General features: G+C 68.9%; 21 protein-coding genes and 1 pseudogene. 13 read left to right on the forward strand and 9 right to left on the reverse strand.

Annotation, left to right across the window (positions count from 1 at the left end; all coding sequences use genetic code 11):
• Positions 1-55 precede the first annotated feature (55 nt).
• The 4 genes from EEJ42_RS13940 to EEJ42_RS13955 all read left to right on the forward strand — a co-directional run bounded on the left by EEJ42_RS13940 (position 56) and on the right by EEJ42_RS13955 (position 4,499).
• On the forward strand, positions 56-1,033 hold the full coding sequence (locus EEJ42_RS13940; protein WP_123100259.1) for a glycosyltransferase family 2 protein: 978 nt from the start codon (positions 56-58) through the stop codon (positions 1,031-1,033).
• On the forward strand, positions 1,033-2,466 hold the full coding sequence (locus tag EEJ42_RS13945) for a polysialyltransferase family glycosyltransferase (RefSeq protein WP_123100260.1): 1,434 nt from the start codon (positions 1,033-1,035) through the stop codon (positions 2,464-2,466). The genes EEJ42_RS13940 and EEJ42_RS13945 overlap by 1 nt, the downstream gene beginning before the upstream one ends.
• A gap of 97 nt (positions 2,467-2,563) precedes the next feature.
• Positions 2,564-3,775 carry an acyltransferase family protein gene (locus EEJ42_RS13950; protein ID WP_123100261.1) on the forward strand — a complete coding sequence of 404 codons (1,212 nt, stop codon included), beginning with the start codon at positions 2,564-2,566 and terminating at the stop codon, positions 3,773-3,775.
• Between the two features lie 43 nt (positions 3,776-3,818).
• Entirely contained in the window at positions 3,819-4,499 is a 681-nt protein-coding gene (locus tag EEJ42_RS13955) for an MOSC domain-containing protein (RefSeq protein ID WP_123100262.1), read from the forward strand.
• Here the strand turns inward: EEJ42_RS13955 and EEJ42_RS13960 are convergent.
• Both EEJ42_RS13960 and EEJ42_RS13965 read right to left on the reverse strand, forming a co-directional pair.
• Complete coding sequence (locus tag EEJ42_RS13960) at positions 4,468-5,109, reverse strand: DNA alkylation repair protein (protein ID WP_123100315.1); 642 nt, start codon at positions 5,107-5,109, stop codon at positions 4,468-4,470. The two genes, EEJ42_RS13955 and EEJ42_RS13960, sit on opposite strands and share 32 nt — an antisense overlap.
• Positions 5,110-5,304: 195 nt before the next feature.
• Positions 5,305-5,634, reverse strand: a complete 330-nt coding sequence (locus tag EEJ42_RS13965) for a hypothetical protein (RefSeq protein WP_123100263.1) — start codon at positions 5,632-5,634, stop codon at positions 5,305-5,307.
• Positions 5,635-5,833: 199 nt separating this feature from the next.
• On the opposite strand from EEJ42_RS13965, the gene EEJ42_RS13970 reads away from it, so the two are divergent.
• From EEJ42_RS13970 to EEJ42_RS50255, 3 genes are all read left to right on the forward strand, one after another.
• On the forward strand, positions 5,834-6,685 hold the full coding sequence (locus EEJ42_RS13970; protein ID WP_123100264.1) for a helix-turn-helix domain-containing protein: 852 nt from the start codon (positions 5,834-5,836) through the stop codon (positions 6,683-6,685).
• A gap of 78 nt (positions 6,686-6,763) precedes the next feature.
• On the forward strand, positions 6,764-6,898 hold the full coding sequence (locus tag EEJ42_RS13975; RefSeq protein WP_246096715.1) for a hypothetical protein: 135 nt from the start codon (positions 6,764-6,766) through the stop codon (positions 6,896-6,898).
• Positions 6,855-7,085, forward strand: a complete 231-nt coding sequence (locus EEJ42_RS50255) for a hypothetical protein (protein ID WP_148081939.1) — start codon at positions 6,855-6,857, stop codon at positions 7,083-7,085. The genes EEJ42_RS13975 and EEJ42_RS50255 overlap by 44 nt, the downstream gene beginning before the upstream one ends.
• Before the next feature lie 347 nt (positions 7,086-7,432).
• Here the strand turns inward: EEJ42_RS50255 and EEJ42_RS13980 are convergent, their stop codons facing one another.
• Genes EEJ42_RS13980 through EEJ42_RS13990 form a run of 3 tightly spaced genes read right to left on the reverse strand, consistent with a single transcriptional unit; the run spans position 7,433 to position 9,075 of the window.
• Complete coding sequence (locus tag EEJ42_RS13980; RefSeq protein ID WP_123100266.1) at positions 7,433-8,287, reverse strand: helix-turn-helix domain-containing protein; 855 nt, start codon at positions 8,285-8,287, stop codon at positions 7,433-7,435.
• 25 nt (positions 8,288-8,312) lie between these two features.
• Positions 8,313-8,840, reverse strand: coding sequence for a DUF6879 family protein (locus EEJ42_RS13985; RefSeq protein WP_123100267.1), 528 nt, complete (start codon positions 8,838-8,840; stop codon positions 8,313-8,315).
• Positions 8,812-9,075: a hypothetical protein gene (locus EEJ42_RS13990; RefSeq protein WP_123100268.1), complete on the reverse strand. Its 264-nt coding sequence runs from the start codon at positions 9,073-9,075 to the stop codon at positions 8,812-8,814. The genes EEJ42_RS13985 and EEJ42_RS13990 overlap by 29 nt, the downstream gene beginning before the upstream one ends.
• Positions 9,076-9,307: 232 nt before the next feature.
• Here EEJ42_RS13990 and EEJ42_RS50840 point away from each other — a divergent pair, with 232 nt between their 5' ends.
• The 5 genes and pseudogenes from EEJ42_RS50840 (at position 9,308) to EEJ42_RS14020 (ending at position 12,172) form a co-directional block, all read left to right on the forward strand.
• Positions 9,308-9,520 carry a DUF6415 family natural product biosynthesis protein gene (locus tag EEJ42_RS50840; RefSeq protein ID WP_184503074.1) on the forward strand — a complete coding sequence of 71 codons (213 nt, stop codon included), beginning with the start codon at positions 9,308-9,310 and terminating at the stop codon, positions 9,518-9,520.
• A gap of 49 nt (positions 9,521-9,569) precedes the next feature.
• Positions 9,570-9,872, forward strand: a complete 303-nt coding sequence (locus EEJ42_RS14000) for a hypothetical protein (protein ID WP_123100269.1) — start codon at positions 9,570-9,572, stop codon at positions 9,870-9,872.
• A 753-nt stretch (positions 9,873-10,625) separates the two neighbouring features.
• Positions 10,626-11,158 (forward strand): annotated as a pseudogene (locus tag EEJ42_RS14010) (DUF6879 family protein).
• On the forward strand, positions 11,139-11,663 hold the full coding sequence (locus EEJ42_RS14015) for a DUF6879 family protein (RefSeq protein WP_123100271.1): 525 nt from the start codon (positions 11,139-11,141) through the stop codon (positions 11,661-11,663). Before EEJ42_RS14010 ends, EEJ42_RS14015 begins: the two are co-directional and overlap by 20 nt.
• Positions 11,660-12,172 (forward strand): DUF6879 family protein, encoded by a 513-nt coding sequence (locus tag EEJ42_RS14020; protein WP_123100272.1) that lies wholly within the window; start codon positions 11,660-11,662, stop codon positions 12,170-12,172. Before EEJ42_RS14015 ends, EEJ42_RS14020 begins: the two co-directional genes overlap by 4 nt.
• A gap of 92 nt (positions 12,173-12,264) precedes the next feature.
• Here the strand turns inward: EEJ42_RS14020 and EEJ42_RS14025 are convergent, their stop codons facing one another.
• Together EEJ42_RS14025 and EEJ42_RS14030 are read right to left on the reverse strand one after the other, a co-directional pair.
• Complete coding sequence (locus EEJ42_RS14025; RefSeq protein ID WP_123100273.1) at positions 12,265-13,098, reverse strand: SDR family NAD(P)-dependent oxidoreductase; 834 nt, start codon at positions 13,096-13,098, stop codon at positions 12,265-12,267.
• Positions 13,099-13,106: 8 nt separating this feature from the next.
• Positions 13,107-13,505: a PPOX class F420-dependent oxidoreductase gene (locus EEJ42_RS14030; protein WP_123100274.1), complete on the reverse strand. Its 399-nt coding sequence runs from the start codon at positions 13,503-13,505 to the stop codon at positions 13,107-13,109.
• Positions 13,506-13,668: 163 nt separating this feature from the next.
• Between EEJ42_RS14030 and EEJ42_RS14035 the strand changes: the two genes are divergently transcribed.
• Positions 13,669-14,208 (forward strand): TetR/AcrR family transcriptional regulator, encoded by a 540-nt coding sequence (locus tag EEJ42_RS14035; protein ID WP_123100275.1) that lies wholly within the window; start codon positions 13,669-13,671, stop codon positions 14,206-14,208.
• A gap of 21 nt (positions 14,209-14,229) precedes the next feature.
• On the opposite strand, the gene EEJ42_RS14040 is transcribed toward EEJ42_RS14035, so the two are convergent.
• Positions 14,230-15,564 carry a CoA transferase gene (locus tag EEJ42_RS14040; protein ID WP_123100276.1) on the reverse strand — a complete coding sequence of 445 codons (1,335 nt, stop codon included), beginning with the start codon at positions 15,562-15,564 and terminating at the stop codon, positions 14,230-14,232.
• Between the two features lie 4 nt (positions 15,565-15,568).
• The gene (locus EEJ42_RS14045; RefSeq protein WP_123100277.1) at positions 15,569-16,222 is read right to left on the reverse strand and encodes a TetR/AcrR family transcriptional regulator C-terminal domain-containing protein; all 654 of its coding nucleotides are present in this window, start codon (positions 16,220-16,222) and stop codon (positions 15,569-15,571) included.
• Positions 16,223-16,283 lie beyond the last annotated feature (61 nt).

Here is a 16,283-nt window from a genome sequence, read left to right on the forward strand (position 1 = left end):
TTGACGTACACCTGCGGTCAAGACGAATGCCGCCTGGCGACCTAGCGTCACCCGCGTGGTTAAGCTCTCCGTCATCGTGCCGTTCTACAACGTGCAGACCTATGCCCCTGACACGCTCAGAAGTCTTCGTGCGAACGCGCGTGAAGACTTCGAATTCATTCTCGTCGACGACCATGCCACCGACGGGACACCGGAGATCCTCGAACGCGCCGAGCGCGAACTCCCGGGGGCCGTCTACATCCGTCATGAGCAGAACGGCGGGCTCGCCACCGCGCGCAACACCGGCCTGGACGCGGCCAACGGCGAGTACATCACCTTCCTCGACGGCGACGACTGGCTCGCGCCCGGGTATTACGAGCAGCTGCTCGCGGCCATGGAGGACCTGGGGTGCGACTTCGTCCGCACCGACCACGTCCAGTGCACCGGCCGCAAGCGCTCGGTCACCCGGGTGCCGCACGGTCTGCGGAACCAGGTGATGAACCCGCGGGACGTGATCCTGCCCACCGACCGCTCCACCTCGGTCGACTACGCCTTCGCCTGGGCCGGCATGTACCACCGCCGCCTCGCCGACGAGGGGCTTCTCCACTTCACCCACGGGCTGCGCACCGCCGAGGACCGGCCCTGGATCTGGCGGCTGCACCGCGAGGCGCGCAGCTTCGCCGCCCTCGGCATGCACGGCGTCTTCTACCGGCGCGGTGTCTCCTCCTCGCTCACCCAGATCGGCGATGTGCGGCAGCTCGACTTCATCCGCGCGTTCGACCAGGTCATCGAGGAAACGGCGCGGGACCGCGACGCGGACACCCTGCTGCCGAAGGCCGTGCGCACCTACTGCGCGATCATCTCCCACCATCTCGGAAACATCGAACGCTTCGAGCCCCAGGTGGCCCGCAAGCTGCGTTCGATGTCGGCGGCTGCGCTGAAGCGCATGCCCCAGGACGTACTGAAGGACGCGCTGGATTCCATGGACTACGAGCGTGCCGCGCGGCTGCGGCGACTGAAGCGCCGCGGCGCGGGTACGGAGGTGGCGGCCTGATGTCCGCGACCCCGACGTACACCCCGCGCGGCGAACGCAAGCGCACCCAGATCTTCATGGCCTCCACCCTGTACGGGGCGGCCACCCTCGCCGCCGCGATCGACGCGGGCAGCGTCGGACCGGCCGACCGCAGGCTGCTGCTGGTCAGCAACAACGCCGCGACGCCGGAGACCACGCCCGCCGTCGACGACATGCCGGGCTTCGAGCGGCTGCGGCCGCGCTTCGACCGGGTGCTGTCCTGGAACGAGACCATCAGCCCCTTCCACCCCGGCGGCTGGGGCCCGCGCCAGGACGACGCCCCGCTGTGGGAGCGCCATCTGCGGCTGCTGTGGAACCTGGGCGAGGACGACGTCGAGCTGGTCCTGGAGTCCATCCAGGTCAACCCGGCGATGGCGATCGCCCAGGTGTTCCAGGGCGCGCCCATCGACGTCTACGCGGACGGGCTGATGAGCTACGGCCCGACCCGTAACAAGCTCCACCCGCTGGTCGGCACCCGCATCCGCCGGCTGCTCCACCTCGACCTGGTGCCGGGGCTGAAGCCGCTGCTGCTCACCGAGTTCGGGGTGCCCGCCGAGGTGCTGCCGACCGAGACGTTCACCAAGGTGCTCGCCGAGATCGGCGAGGCCGCCCCGCGCACCGTCGCCTCCGCGGCCGCTTCTTCGACTGAGCGTGTCGGCACCGGCACCGGGCCCGCCCTGATGCTCGGTCAGTACCTGTCCGCGCTGGACATCCTCACTCCGGAGGAGGAGGAAGAGCTGCATGTGCGGATGCTGCGGGGCGCGGTGGCGCTCGGCCACCGCACCGTCGTCTTCAAACCGCACCCCACGGCCCCGGCGCGCTGGTCGCGGATGCTGGAGAAGAAGGCCGCCGAGCTGGGCGCGGAGCTGACCGTCATGGACACCCCGGTCCTCGCCGAGGTGCTCTACCAGCGCATGGAACCGGGCCTGGTCATCGGCTGTTTCTCCACCGCGCTGCTCACCGCGAGCGTCTTCTACGGGCTGCCGGTGGCGAGGATCGGCACCGATGCGCTGCTGGAGCGGCTCACCCCGTACCAGAACAGCAACCGGATGCCCGTCACCATCGTGGACGCGCTGCTTCCGGACCTGGAGGACCACAAGGCGGTGGCCGCCGGTGCCGGTGCGGTGGACGAGCGGTCCGGCCAGAAGCTGACCGGGCTGGTCGCCGCCGTCGGCTTCTGCATGCAGGCGAAGATCTACCCCGGTCTGCGGCCCGCCGCGGAGCGCTATCTCGCCGCGCATCTGGACGCCCACACCTGGCGCTACTTCAAGCGCCGCCGCCTGACCGCGCTCGCCCTGCCCGGGGCGGTCCCGTCCCAGCTCGGCTTCATCCCGCGCAACGAGACGGTGCGGCGGGTCGCGCGCCGGGCGCGGGCGCTGAAGAAGGCCGCGCTGAAGAAGACCGCGACGGGCTGACTCACCCGCACACCGTCCCCCGACTGCGAAGGAGCAACGGCGTGACCGCCGACCACGGGGCAAGCCACATACGCACCGGCGCCTCGGGGGTGGCGTCATGACCGCGGGCGCACCGCCCGCACCCGAAGCGGGTCCGATATCCCCCTCCCCCCTCACGGTTCCGTCCCAGCGCGAACCGGGGCAGGGGGCCCCGGGGCAGCCCGAGCCGGGGCAGGGGCCGGGACAGCCGGTCCCGGGCCGCAAGGGGCAGCCGGTGCGGCTGCGCGCCCTGGACGGGCTGCGGCTGCTGGCCGCGCTCATGGTCGCCGCGTACCACTACGGCGGCCGCGACGGCGAGATCGCCCAGGCGTGGGGCGCCTCCCCGCGCGAGATCTTCCCCACCGTCTCGCCGTACTTCTCGTACGGCTGCCTCGGCGTCCAGATCTTCTTCGTCATCAGCGGCTTCGTCATCTGCATGAGCGGCTGGGGGCGCCCGCTGCGCTCCTTCTTCGCCTCCCGCGTCTCCCGGCTCTTCCCCGCCTACTGGGCGGCGATCCTGCTGGTCACCGCCGTCTTCGCGCTCCCGTGGGTGGCGTTCGAGACGGTCTCGCCGAGCGACACCCTGGTCAACCTGACCATGCTCCAGCAGCCGCTGGGCGCCGACCGGGTCCTCGGCGTGTGCTGGACCCTCTGGGCGGAGCTGCGGTTCTACGCCCTCTTCGCGCTCTTCGTCGTCCTGCCGGGCGCCGGCCGCCAGCGCGTCGTCCTGTTCTGCGCGGTGTGGACGCTGGCCGCGGCCATCACCGACGCGGCCGACCAGCCCCTGCTGGACCTCATCCTGATGCCGAACTACGCCCCGTACTTCATCGGCGGCATCGGCCTCTACCTGATCCACCGCTACGGCCACGACGCCACCGCGTGGGGCATCGTCGCCCTCAGCTTCCTCATCGGCCAGCACTACGCGGTCGCCGAGCTCTGGCACCGCCCCAACCCGGACTTCTTCTCCTACCGGTCCACCCTCGGCATCGTCGCGATCGTCGCCTTCGGCTACATCGCCGTCGCCCTGGTCGCGCTGGGCAAGCTGAACTGGGCCAACTGGCGCTGGCTGACGGTCGCGGGCGCGCTGACGTACCCGTTCTACCTGGTCCACGAACACCTGGGCTGGGTCGTCGTCCAGCACCTCCACCGCACCCTGGGCATCCCCACCCTGGGGACCTTCTTCCTGACGATCCTGCTGATGCTGACCCTGGCCTGGCTGCTCTACCACTTCGTGGAACAGCGCCTCACGCCCGTGCTGAAACGCTCACTCTCGGCGGCCCGGGTGCGCTGAAAATGCTTCGCCTCTGCGGGCGGCGGACCGTACCGTCGCCCGCATGAAGCTGCTCTCCGTGAACGTCGGCAAGCCCCGGCCCAACCCGTGGAAGGGCCTCAGCGCGACGGGCATCGACAAACGCCCCGTCGACGGCCCGGTCACCGTCACCGCCCCCGGCCCCAAGGGCACCGGCGCGGTCGGTCTCGACGGCGACCGGGCGTACGACGTCAAGCACCACGGCGGCCCCGACCAGGCCGTCTACGCCTACGCCCGCGAGGATCTCGACGGCTGGGAGGCCGAGCTGAACCGGCCGCTGGCCAACGGCGTCTTCGGCGAGAACCTCACCATCACCGGCCTGGACGTCAACGCCGCCCTGATCGGCGAGCGCTGGCGCATCGGGCCCGATGTGGTCCTGGAGGTGTCGTGCCCCCGGATCCCGTGCGCGACCTTCCAGGGCTGGCTGGAGCGCGACGGCTGGATCAAGCGCTTCACCGAGGCCGCGCTCCCCGGCGCCTATCTGCGCGTCATCGCCCCCGGCACCCTGCGTACCGGCGACCCGGTCGAGATCGTGCACCGCCCGGACCACGACGTGACCATAGCCCTCGCCTTCCGCGCCCTGACCCGCGAAGCCGCCCTCCTCCCCCGGCTGCTGGCCGCGGACGCGCTGCCGGAGGAGCTCACGGCCCTGGTCCACAAGCGCACGATCCCTGTCACGCCTGCTGCCGACGCACCATCTCCGTGATCCAGACGGGCGCGAACGGTGACGTGCAGCCCGGGGACGTCGGATAGTCCTTGAGCACCTCCAGGCGCTCACCGATGCCGACCGCACGGGTGCGGTGCTGGGCGTGCTCGATCCCGATCTGCGCCAGGCAGTGGTTCATCGCCCACTGCAAGCGATCCGGGGCGTCTTTCATCTCCGCCTCGATGGCGTCGAGCAGTCCCGCGAGGTCGAGGCCGTCGAGCCGCTTCGCCACACGTTCGGTGGTGAGCGCCCAGCCCGCACTCGCGACCACGGGATCCGGATCGGCTGACCAGGCCGAGCGCAGCTCTTCGGCGTGCGCGCTCTTCTTCACCACGTAGTTCACGAGCCAGTCGTGCACCTTGGGGGTGCGCGCCTCGCGCAGCATGCCGTCCAGCTCGTCGCGCTCGAACGCCTTCGGGCGGCAGATCAAGAGCGCCAGCAGCCGCGCCGCGGTGTCGCCCGTCTCCCAGAGCTGACGCGCCAGCTCCTGCCGCGTCCTCAGCCGCTTCGCGAGCGCGCGCAGATTGGTGAGGTTCACCCCGTGATCGTCGCCGTGCTTCTCGTTCACCGCGCGGATCTTCGGATCCTCGAGCTGGGCCAGCTCGGCCATCACCTCGGTCAGCGTCGTCTCAGCCACGTCAGCCTCCTGTCCCTCAGGCGCGCGTTTCAGCCTACGGCTGAAGTGGCAGATCAGCTCAGCAGCCGGACCCAGACGCCAGCGCGGTCAGAGCGACGCGCGCCAGGCCCCGAGAGCCCTGGCGACACCCGCCCGGTAACCGCCGACAGCGAGCGCCGGGGCCGCAGGTCAGGCCGCCAGGCCGGGGTCGAGCGAGGCTGTCGTGGACGGCATGAGCCACACGAGCTGCGCGGTGACCGCACCCCGCGAGAACCATGCCTCCACCCGCTCCGGCGAGGAGAGCACCAACCGCTGTCCAAGCCCGATCACTTCGGTGCACCCATCGCCGTAATCCATGCCCCACGCCGCGATCTCCACGTCCACCTCGTCGGTGTCCTCGTACGGGTGGATGCGCGCCACGGCGAAGAGGCGGGGCGCGGTGGCGAGGGCGAGAGCGCGGAGTTCTTTGCCGAGGTCGAACGGCTCAACCGGGGTTTCCTGCGGCGGCACAGCGGACATTGCGTGTCTCCTTACCGAGAGGTGCAGTTGGCCGGACCAGGGCGTGGCTGACCGATGACCACGGTCACGCCGAAGTGGCCTGCTTCACATCGTAGGGCAGTAATTAGAAGAACTTCTATACTCTCATAGATGATCTTCTAGGTGCAGCGAGAGAGGCTTTCGCGGCACACTGTGCCCAGGCGCGAGAAGGAGAGGCCGGATGCCACCAAGGGACGCACTGACCGTCCGCCAGCGCCGTCTGGGAGCCGAGCTACGGAAGTTGCGCGAACGCGCGGGGCTGACCTCCACCGCGGCGGCAGTGACCAACGGCGTCAACCAGGCACGCATCAGCAACCTTGAGGCGGGACGCTACGCCGTGAGCGCCGAGCGCGTGCGCACACTCGCGCGGAGCTACGACGCCGCAGATCAAGCCCTGATCGACGCGCTGGCCGCCATGGCTGGGCGACGGGACCGCCACTGGTGGGAGGAGTACCGCGAAGTCCTGCCCACAGTCATGCTCGACATCGCCGAACTGGAACAGGAAGCTTCGGGCTTGCGCGTCGCCTTGGCCGTCCACATGCCCGGACTGCTCCAGACCGTGGATCACGCCCGTGCCCTGTACCGCGAAACCGTCCCGGCCCTGGAGCCGTACGAGGTGGAGCACCGGGTCGCCTTCCGCGTCCGCCGACAAGGAGTCCTCCACGGCAAGCGGCCGATGCCGTACAAGGTCATCATTCACGAAGCCGCTCTGCGATTGGGCTGCGGCGGGCCGACGGTCGCCCGAGCACAGCTGGAGCACCTGATGGACATGAGCGAGCGCGAGAACATCACCGTGCGTGTGATCCCGTTCGGCAGTGGCCCGTTCCCCGGCTCCGGCCAGCCGATCGACTACGTATATGGTCCGGTGCCTCAGCTCGATACGGTGACGTTGGATACCGATCACGGCTGCGAGTTCCTGGACGCGGAAGCGCAGTTGGCGAAGTACCGGTCCGTCCTGGACCGCCTGGAGGAGACCGCGCTCACCCCGGAAGCGTCACGGGACCTGATGCGCCGTGTCGCGCTCGACACCTGAAAGGGAACGTACGTGTCCGAACGTCACTGGCGGAAGTCGTCCTACAGCGTGGAGGGGTCCAACTGCCTCTTCGTCGGCGTGGGAAAGCGCGACGCGATAGTGCTCCGCGAGAGCGAGCACCCCGAGGTCTTGCTCTCGACCACCCGAGCGCCCCTGAGAGCCTTCATACGTGCTGCCAAGGGCGGCGAGTTCGACACTGTCGCTGAACACTGATCACGCGCGCGGAGCGCCGGCGCATGCGGCCGTATGCGGACGGTCGCCCAGCCAACCCATTGTTCACGTCCACGCGATCTTCACTGCGGAAGAGAAGTATCGGCTGCTGATCGGCAAAATGGAGGCCATCGCGCTCGACCAGGAGCAGTCCCGCGAATTCATCCATGGCCTCATCCGCGAACTGTGACAAGGAGCAGCACATGAACGTGGTCTCGTGGCGCCAGTCTTCGCACTGCCAGGAGTTCATACGCGCCGCCAAGGCCGGCCAGTTGGATCACGTCGCCGACGCCTGATGCGGGAGTCACGGACGTTCGCTGGTTCGTAGGCCGTCCTGCCGCCTTGGTACCTAGACCGGTTCGCCGATCCATTCAAGACGGCGAAGATGGCCATCTAAGGCCGCCAAGCTCGGCCTCCCGGAGATTCCCAGTCGCCGATCGATGTGCCCGCTGGACTTCCTGAATTCCCTCCCCGCCCCTGTCGCGAGGGGCCCGTCTTGACTCTGGGCCAGGCGGGGGGCCTTTGTCGCGCCCGGGGTCAGTACAGGGCCTCGATTGCCTTCAGAATCAACGCCCGCGCCTCCGCCCCGTACACGGCCATGTCGCGCAACTGCTCGAACACCTTCAGGTACAGGGCGATCTCGGAAGGCTGGGTGATGTTGACCTCCGCCGAGACAAACTCCACCGACACGAGGGCGTCGTCATACACGTGGAACGTCTCGACCGGCCACTGCCGCCGCTCCCGTGTGGCCATGGGGATAATGCCCAGCGAAACCTGGGGCAGTGCGCCGGCGGTGAGCAGATAGCCAAGCTGTGCCGCCATCGCGTCCCCGTCGCCCAACTGGGCGTAAAGGACTGCCTCCTCTATGAGCATCACGAACCGATGGCCTCGCTCATGAACGATGTGGGACCGCTCAACGCGCGCGGCTGCGGCCTCGGCGCCATCGTTGAACGGGATGCCGCGAAAGTCTGCGATGTTGCTCAGGAGCGCGGCCGCATACCCCTCGGTCTGCAACAGCCCTGGGACCATCGTCGATGAGTAGATGCGGAACAGCTCGGTGTTGTGGAAGAGCTGCACCGCGCTGTCCTGTAGTTGTTTCATCCCTCGGAGGACCTGGTGCCGCCACTCCGTGTACATCGACTCGGCGTGCAGGGACTGGGCAATGAGATCTTCCGCCTGATCGCTTGCCGCGCAGGCGTTGGTCCACGCACGGATGTCCTTTGCTGACGGACCGGTCTGGGCGTTCTCGATGCGGGAGGTCTTGGAGTGGTGCCAGTCGCACCGGTTGGCCAGCTCGACGACCGTCAGCCCGGCGCTCTTGCGGAGGTCGCGAAGCCTCCGCGCGACGACTGCGCGTGCGGCTTGGGCGGACGAGGACGGGGAGATGGGCATGAGCTGGCCTGTCCGGTGCGCGCTGTCAGTGGACGTCGTACTGGTCGTGCGGGGTGGCGCGTGTCCACACCGTGTCGAATGCTTCGGCACACAGCTTGGCTGCGGCCGGGTCGTCGGTGATCTCCTCGCCGGTCCACGATCCGTCACCGGCGAAGTGGTTCCAGTGGATCCACTGGCCGTCGAACAGCCAGAAGTCGTTGCCCGGCAACGCGATGTCGGAGGCCCGTCGGCGAGGCAGCCACCGCACATGTTCGCCAGCCGCGACGTTCGTGAACGTGCCGTCGTACAGGAAACGGGTGTACTCGCTGACCGGCTCGGACACGATACGGGCCCGGCGCACCACGATGCCGCGGCTCACGGTCTCCTGGATTAAGTCGAGCCACGGACGCCACCAGGACGCACGGTCCGCCGGGTCGTGGCGGAAACCGTTCCTCCATGCGGCGAACGGGCCCTCTTCGTAGTCGACGGCGTAGGCGTCACGCATCTCCAGGTGCACGGCAGAGCGCGTGCAGTTGGCGATCAGCTCATCGAATGTCGGCGCGCTCGACGGCATCACAAGCCTCCCTGATCATGTGCACCATCCTGGCGGGGATACGGATCACGGCCTCGTTCTCCGGGATGCCCTTGGCGTGGCCCGGCGCCTCGAACGCGGCGCATTGTGCTTCAAGCTCGGGGCCGGGCTTCCAGCCCTGGAAGACGAGTTCCTGTTTCACCTGGTCAACCCACACCGTAGGACTCTGTTTGTCCCCGGTGTTGGGGTCGATGCCGATGAACACTAGCGATGACATGACCGCCTCCGTCAATGAGTTGTGCAGTTGTGTGCACCACGGTCATGCGCTGTGAGTAGGTAGTCAAGAGGGCGAGCAGCATGCCACCCGTCCGGGCACATCTGGTGCACAGATCTGCACATCGCTGGAGATGCCATACGCCGCGTTCCTAGCGTCGAGGCATGGCCCCTTCTCCCCCCCCCGTCCGCCGACCAGCGAAGAGCGGGACCGGCGCCCCCTCGACCCGCAGACGATGCGCGCCAGCACGCGCCGTCTGCTCGCCGAAGGCGCCGAACTCCTCTCCGTGGAGGAGGTGGAGACGCTCACCCTCTGGCTGCGCGGGCACATCATGGTCGCCGTCCCCGAAATCGAGCAGATTGCTGCCCAACTCCCCGGGGCACGCCCAGCGGCTCGCTCGGCTGAGATTCCTCAGCAGCTTCGAGCAACGTCGTTGAGCAGGCATTGATTCGCTCCGTAACGACTCCGTCACTCACTCTTGCGGGGAGCTACGTGCCATGAAGATCACCGAGGAACACATCGACGCCATGCGTTCCGCGCGCCACCGGGCGGCCAGAGCCGAGGCAAGGGCCGTCGCCGAATTACTGCGCGAGGCGCTGGGGCGCCTCGGCTTCACGCCCGACGTAGCCGTACCCCACGGCGTAGAGAACCAGGACCTGTTCTGGCCGGTCCTGCGGGGAGAGGTAACGGTCTCTGGGCACCCCATGGTCGCACTCGGCCGCATTCCGCTCGACAGCGCGAACCGCCTCGCGGAAATCGTCATGCGCGCCGCGTTGGAGGAGCAGGCCGCCACGAGTTGAGCGGCCCCTTTAAAACCCCCGTCCCGGCTGGACCGGAGCCCTGGCAGGTCGAGCCCAGCGCGGAACGGGTGCACGTGCACGGCGGCGCGAGGAGAGCCCCCGCGTCCGACAGTACCGAGAGGAATCATCCCGATGCACTTACGCGGACACAAGGCCGTCGTCCTCCGGCAGGACCCCGAGGACGACGAGCCGACCGAGGGCGGGCAGCAAGGCGGCTGCGGCGACGGCGACGGTTGCGGCCGCCAGTAGCAGGTGAGACAGCACGCGGCCCCCGCTCCTCGGGTGGGGGCCGCAGTGCACCGAGAGAGCGAGCACATTGCACCACCACGGCTACACCTGGCTCGGATCCGCCCACGACTTACACAAGGACGGCCCCCGACGCCCACTGCACCCCGAATTCAGATCCAGCAAAGTCGTCCCCCTGGAACTGGCCCACTGGCTGCTCAAGCCGCCGTCATTTATCCAGGGCACGTGGAAGGACGCGCAGGAGGCAGCGGAATGGTTCGGCGGACAAGCGCGGGCCTCTTCGGCCTCGTTCGCATCGGAACACGAACGCGCCTGCCTCGCCGACAGGGCCAGCCGGGCCGTCGAGCGGATCGCGCAGGGCGAGGACGTGGTCGGCGGCTGGTACCTCACCGGGCAACGGTTCCTGTCCGTGTGCCTGATCGCATGCAGTCCACACCGCATGCGGCCGGACGTTCCTTGCCCTCAGTCTGTGTAGGGCGCGCGAGCAGCGCAGGAAGGAGGCGTGCGATGTCGCAGAAGGTACCGGCCTTCGCTGAGCTGCTAGCCGATTGCCACCGGTCAGCCGTCCACTTGGAAATGCGCGACGCTTACGCAGTCGACTACGAGACCGGTGACTTCGACCTGTGGCGGAAGACCGGAGTGTGGGACAACCCCGAGTACTGGCAGCCTGGAAGGATCTCGTTTCGGGAGCGGTCGAACGAGGCGTGATCATGCGGCGGGCGCGCATCGTGTCGGAACCGGTGAGCGAGTACATCCGCTTCGAGCATGCGGGCACGGTCAACAACATCGAGGCCGGTAAACTGGTGCGTTGGCTGCCCCGGAGACAGGCCTCGGACCTGGCCCTGCCCGGCAATGACTTCTGGGTATTCGATGATCAGCTGGTTGAGTTCAACCACTTTACCGGTGACGGGGCGTCCGCTGGGCCGTCGCTCAGCGACGACCCCGGTGTCCTGAAGCTCTGCTCTGCCGCTTTCGAGTCAGTTTGGCGACGCGCCATTCCTCATGAGGAGTTCGAGATCGATGGCCACAGCGGTACGTGAGGCGTTAGGGAAGGCGCAGCGCTCGGCTGTGCATCTGGAGATGCGGGACATCTACACACCCGACGACCCCGATTTCGCCGACTGGCGCGCCGGCGTCCGCTTCGACCCTGCCGAGCGGTGGCAGGGCTGGTTCGACCTCGTCGTGGCAACCGTTTCGCGCGGTGTGCGGATGCGGCGCGCTCGGGTCGTCTCGGAGCCCGTCAGCGAGTACATCAAGTTCGAGTACGCCGTGACGGAGCGCCATAACGTGGCCGCCGGAGAAGAGGTGCGCTGGCTGCCCCGCAGGCGCGCGGCAGACCTCGCGCTTCCTGGCGCGGACTGCTGGCTGATCGACGAGGAGATCGTCATCTTCAACCACTTCGACGGCAATGGGAACTGGGACCCCGCCACGGGGATGGAGGCGCGCTCCGACCCGGCCACGGCGAGGATGGTCGGGCCGGCATTCGAATCCGTCTGGCAGCGGGCAGTTCCGCACTCGACGTACCGGCCAGGAGGGGACGTATGAAGAACCTCGGTGAGCTGTTCGACACCTTCGAGCGGGAGGCGTTTCGGCTGGAAACGCTGGACGATTACGGCGGGTCGGGCAACACGGGCGCGTACGGGAGGTTCCTCGCAGGAGATCCTCCGCCGGAGGACTACAACGCCGAGTGGGTGGCAGAGCTTCGCTCTCACACCAGTCTGGGAAAGCGCGTCTACCGGGTGCACATCCTTTCTCGGCCGCTTACGCCCTACCTCCGTTTCGAACTCGGCTGGGGGCACCGGACGAACCAGGCCGGCGGTGAGGAATTCTTCATCCTCGACACCACCGATAAGGCCAACCCACTCGAAGGGGTGGGAGACTTCTGGCTCTTCGACGCTCAGGCCCCGGTCGTCATGCACTACGACGCCTCGGGGGCTGTCACCGGGCGTGAAACGCTGTCCGACGACCGGGCGCAAGAGTTCATCGGCTACCGGGATACGGCCCTCGCTCATGCGGAGCCGTTCTCCGAATGGTGGTCGAAGCACGGGGATTGAATAGAGGAGAGCTGGGAGCGGCGCTGCGAGCGCTTCGGTTGGCAGCCATGGTCGGGCTGCTGCCCCGGCAGCACGGTGCGGTGTTCGCCGCCTCAGCCCTCTGGGCAGGCGGCCAGCAGCCGCTTCGTGTGTTCGCGCAGCCGCCGCGCATCCTCGAGCGCGAAGCCGGGACCGTGCGGGTCAAGCCGCTCTCCCCGCACCATGGCGCTGAGCGGCGCGGCCGGTGGGGCGGCCAGCACCTTGAGGATCGGCGCTATGGCCTCGTCGACCAGCTGGGCGGATCGGCGCATGGCTTCGATCTGCGTCGCGATGGCCGGGGTGTACTGCCCGGAGAAGCTGGTACTGACCGTTCCCGGGTTGAGCAGTACGTACCGGACCGGCGTCTCCGGTCGGCTGTCCGTGAAGCCGACGCCGAGCAGGTCGTTGAGTCGTCCACCTTGGGCGAGCGCCCGTTGGCCGTCGTACGCCCGTTCAAGTTGCATATCCGCCCAGTGGATTTCACCATCGCCGCCGGGTCCGGCGACGTTGAGGATGACCGGTGTATTGGCTGCTTCGAGCACGTCGGCCAGTTCGTGGCACAGGACGAAGCGGCTCAGGTAGAAGTGCGCGAAGGTGTTCTCGAAGCCTTCGGCGGTGACCAAGCGGGTGGTCCGGAAATGCCGGGCGCACAGCACCAGGGCGTCGATTTTCGTAAAGGCCGTCCGGATACGGTCGATCACCGCTCTGGTCTCGGACACCAGGCTCAGATCGGCCCGCACGAAGTGCGCCCGCGCGGCCGCACCATGGTGCCGCGCGGCCTCCAGCCACGCCTCGCCCTTCTCCGCGCTGCGCCCGACGACCATCACCTCATGCCCTCGTTCCAGGTAGGTGAGGGCCAGGGCCTTGCCGATGCCGTCCGTGCCTCCGGTGATGACATAGGTCTTCATCGTTCGGCTCATAGGAAGCGGGCCGCGATCTTTTCGGGGGTGAGGCGGACGGTGACCAGTTCCGGGAGGGTGGCGTACGACTCCGGGTGGTGCTCCGCGTACGTCACGCCGGTGTACTTGACGGCCAGTTCGTCCATCCGCTCCCGGCTGCCCGCGCTCTCGAATCGCGCGGTGCCGCTGATGACCGCGTACCCGTAGGGCTCGTCGGGCGGGTTGACCGTCACGCTCAGCCGCGGATCGCGCCGCAGATTGCGGACCTTGAGCTTGTCGACACCCGTCACGAAGAACAGGTCGTCGCCGTCCCGCCCCACCCAGACCACCGACTGGTGCGGGCTGCCGTCGGGTTGGAGGGTCGCCACAGTGACGAAGACCCGGGCATCGAGGGCCTTTTTCAGCTTTTCAGACATATGGACCGAGCTCACGCATGACTCCAGAGCGAGGAACGGCGCGCGACGGCGCACGCCCGACGGATCAACCACCACAACTATGTGACACTTAACGAGAGATTAGCAAGAGCGATATGGCATCTTCTGGCCTGTCAGCACCACTCCTGCGTATGCTCCGGTCACGATGAGAGCTGACGCGGCACGCAACCTGGACGCGGTCCTACAGACCGGAGCACGCCTGCTCGCGCGGGACCCCGGCACGAGCATCGCGACCATCGCCCAGGCGGCAGGCGTCGACCGCCGCACCGTCTACCGCCGCTTCAAGACCCGCGAGGCTCTCATGGCCGCCGTCCACACGGCCAAGCTCGACGCCTGCGAGGAAGCCCTCTCCCGGGCCCGGCTGGACGAGGCGCCCGTGGTCGCGGCGCTGCACCGGTACGCGGAGGGCATCATCACGGCCAGCAGGCGGTGGCCGGTGGACGTGCAGCAGGTACAGGACGAAGCGGCGGCCGCCCGCCTCAGTCGGCTGATCGAGCAGCTCGACGCCTTCATGGTCCGCGCGGTCCGCGAAGGATTCATCCGCCCGGGCCTTCCGGACCGCTGGGCCCGCTCCCTGCTGGTTCATCTCACCAACATGGCTTCGCACGAGATGCCCGAGCTGACCCCGGCACAGGGAGCCGACATGGTGACCAAGTCCCTGTTCACCGGGCTCGGCCCCGCCTGACCCGGCCTCGACGACGGTATTTCAGCCCCACGTCGGGGCGTCGGTACCCCAGTGGCCGGGTGGGCGGGTCCAGTCGCGGGGAGCGCCGTCGTACGCGATCGGGGGGAGGGCGTGGCGGAGGTGGCCGTATGGGGAGGGGCGCTCGGTCAGCCAGGGGTCGGGGGCGTACGTCCCGTCGGGCGGTGGGGTGGGGGTGATGCCGCGCATCAGCCACGATGCCGTTCCGGCCAGGGAGAAGCGCAGGTGGCGGGCGGTGCCGGTGTCGGCGCGGTCGGTCAGGGCGCGGAGGACACCCGCGGCGATCAGGTAGCCGGTGCCGTGGTCGAGGGCCTGGGCGGGGAGGACGCCGGGGTGGCCGTCGGCGGCGGCCTCGGTCAGGGCGATGCCGGTTCCGGCCTGGACCAGGCTGTCGAAGCCGCGTCGGTCGGCCCACGGGCCGGTCCAGCCCCAGGCGTTGAGCTGGGCGACGATCAGGCCGGGGTGGTGGGTGAGGTAGCGGTCGAGGGCGCCGGGGCGGTAGGCGGTGACCACGGCGTCGGCCTGGGCGAGGAGTTCGTCGAAGGTGCGGCGGTCGTGGGGGTCGGCGAGGTTCAGGCGGGTCGAGCGCTTGCCGAAGCCGGTGTCGGCGTGGGCGTCGGGGTCCTCGGGGAGGCGCGGGGAGTCGACGCGTAGGACGTCCGCGCCCAGCAGGGCCAGGGTGCGGGTGGCGACCGGACCGGCGATGACCCGGGTCAGGTCCAGGACGCGGATTCCCTCGGCGGGCAGCGCGGCAGGAGACAGGGGGCGGGACAGGGCCTCGCCCGTGGGCACGCCTTCGACCAACGGCATACCGCTCAAGGGGATTTCGCTCTCGACGGGCTCCACGGCGGCCACGGCCAGGGCGCCCGCCGCGTACGCCGTCTCCTGGATCTCGCGCGACTGGCGTTGTACCAGTTCGGCGGCGAGGGCATCGGCGTCGCCCTGCTCCGGCAGGCCCAGCGCGGACAGCAACCGGGCACGGTGGTGGGGGTAGTTGGCGTGGGTGCGCACCCAGCCGTCGGCCGTGCGCCAGAAGCCCGACAGCGGGGCGAAGGTGGTGGGGCGGCGGCCGTCGATGCGCAGGTGGCGTTCGCTGATGAACGCGGTGGCGACCGCGCCCTCCTCCACCCGTACGGCGGGGACCGCACCGCCACCGCGCCGCGCGGCCAGTTCGGCGGCGGCCAGCGAGCACACCCCCACGGTGGCCCGGGCCAGTTGCCGTACCGGCAGCCGGGCGGGGAGCACCTCGCCCGCCGGGGCGTACGTGATCCGCTCGGCGAGGGCGGGTGGGCCGCCGAGGGCCGCCCAGGCGTGGGCGGTCGCGGAGTCGATCGTCATGCGGTCATTGTGCCGCCGGGCCCAGCGTGGATTCGATGCCCGCGACGATCGTGCGCAGGCCCTCCTCGAAGCGGGCGTCGTAGTCCAGGAAGAGGTCCGCGCCGACGGCGGCCGCGAGCGGGTAGTCGGGGCCGATGAGGTCGGCCCGTTCCGCGACGTCGTAGCCGGGGGCGCGTTCGCCCGGCATGGGCTCGACGGCCTGCTCCTCGGTCACGAACCCGAGGGTGAAGGCGTACGCGATGAACGAGGCGCGGGCCGCGGCGCCCGGGGTGAAGCCCGCGGCCACGAAGGCGCGCAGGTGGGCCTCCATGGTGACGGCGTGGTCGGTGCGGGTGAAGCGGGTGCCGCTGAAGACCTTCGCCCCGTCGCGGTAGCGCAGCAGGGCTCGGCGCAGGGCGTGCTGGCCCTCGATGAGACGTTCCTGCCAGGTCATCGCCTCATCGAGGTTCCCCGGTTCTTCGGCCAGCCGCAGGAAGATCGTGGTGGCCATCTCGTCGAGCAGCGCCTGCTTGTTCTTGAAGTGCCAGTAAAGGGCGGGCGCCTGGACGTTCAGCTCCTTGGCGATGCGGCGCAGGGTGAGCCCTTCGAGGCCCACCTCGTTGAGCAGCCGCAGCGCGGCGTCCACCACCTGGTCCCGGTCCAGTCGCGTTGTCGCCATGGGGTCATCCTCGCAGCTCAGCCTCGCCCCCCTTGACAATTTAACAATGTTAAGCGCACTC

The organism is Streptomyces botrytidirepellens (assembly GCF_003721215.1).
Lineage (GTDB): Bacteria > Actinomycetota > Actinomycetes > Streptomycetales > Streptomycetaceae > Streptomyces > Streptomyces himastatinicus.

What these genes read in the sequence shown, in the direction of transcription:
- EEJ42_RS50840 (WP_184503074.1), top strand. Translation starts at nt 9,308, where the DNA reads ATGCGCGCCAGCACGCGCCGTCTGCTCGCCGAAGGCGCCGAACTCCTC.
- EEJ42_RS13950 (WP_123100261.1), top strand. Translation starts at nt 2,564, where the DNA reads ATGACCGCGGGCGCACCGCCCGCACCCGAAGCGGGTCCGATATCCCCC.
- EEJ42_RS14015 (WP_123100271.1), top strand. Translation starts at nt 11,139, where the DNA reads ATGGCCACAGCGGTACGTGAGGCGTTAGGGAAGGCGCAGCGCTCGGCT.
- EEJ42_RS14030 (WP_123100274.1), bottom strand. Translation starts at nt 13,505, where the DNA reads ATGTCTGAAAAGCTGAAAAAGGCCCTCGATGCCCGGGTCTTCGTCACT.
- EEJ42_RS13965 (WP_123100263.1), bottom strand. Translation starts at nt 5,634, where the DNA reads ATGTCCGCTGTGCCGCCGCAGGAAACCCCGGTTGAGCCGTTCGACCTC.
- EEJ42_RS13980 (WP_123100266.1), bottom strand. Translation starts at nt 8,287, where the DNA reads ATGCCCATCTCCCCGTCCTCGTCCGCCCAAGCCGCACGCGCAGTCGTC.
- EEJ42_RS13970 (WP_123100264.1), top strand. Translation starts at nt 5,834, where the DNA reads ATGCCACCAAGGGACGCACTGACCGTCCGCCAGCGCCGTCTGGGAGCC.
- EEJ42_RS14035 (WP_123100275.1), top strand. Translation starts at nt 13,669, where the DNA reads ATGAGAGCTGACGCGGCACGCAACCTGGACGCGGTCCTACAGACCGGA.
- EEJ42_RS13990 (WP_123100268.1), bottom strand. Translation starts at nt 9,075, where the DNA reads ATGTCATCGCTAGTGTTCATCGGCATCGACCCCAACACCGGGGACAAA.
- EEJ42_RS14040 (WP_123100276.1), bottom strand. Translation starts at nt 15,564, where the DNA reads ATGACGATCGACTCCGCGACCGCCCACGCCTGGGCGGCCCTCGGCGGC.
- EEJ42_RS14020 (WP_123100272.1), top strand. Translation starts at nt 11,660, where the DNA reads ATGAAGAACCTCGGTGAGCTGTTCGACACCTTCGAGCGGGAGGCGTTT.
- EEJ42_RS14045 (WP_123100277.1), bottom strand. Translation starts at nt 16,222, where the DNA reads ATGGCGACAACGCGACTGGACCGGGACCAGGTGGTGGACGCCGCGCTG.
- EEJ42_RS13960 (WP_123100315.1), bottom strand. Translation starts at nt 5,109, where the DNA reads ATGGCCGAGCTGGCCCAGCTCGAGGATCCGAAGATCCGCGCGGTGAAC.
- EEJ42_RS13955 (WP_123100262.1), top strand. Translation starts at nt 3,819, where the DNA reads ATGAAGCTGCTCTCCGTGAACGTCGGCAAGCCCCGGCCCAACCCGTGG.
- EEJ42_RS14025 (WP_123100273.1), bottom strand. Translation starts at nt 13,098, where the DNA reads ATGAAGACCTATGTCATCACCGGAGGCACGGACGGCATCGGCAAGGCC.
- EEJ42_RS13985 (WP_123100267.1), bottom strand. Translation starts at nt 8,840, where the DNA reads ATGCCGTCGAGCGCGCCGACATTCGATGAGCTGATCGCCAACTGCACG.
- EEJ42_RS14000 (WP_123100269.1), top strand. Translation starts at nt 9,570, where the DNA reads ATGAAGATCACCGAGGAACACATCGACGCCATGCGTTCCGCGCGCCAC.
- EEJ42_RS13945 (WP_123100260.1), top strand. Translation starts at nt 1,033, where the DNA reads ATGTCCGCGACCCCGACGTACACCCCGCGCGGCGAACGCAAGCGCACC.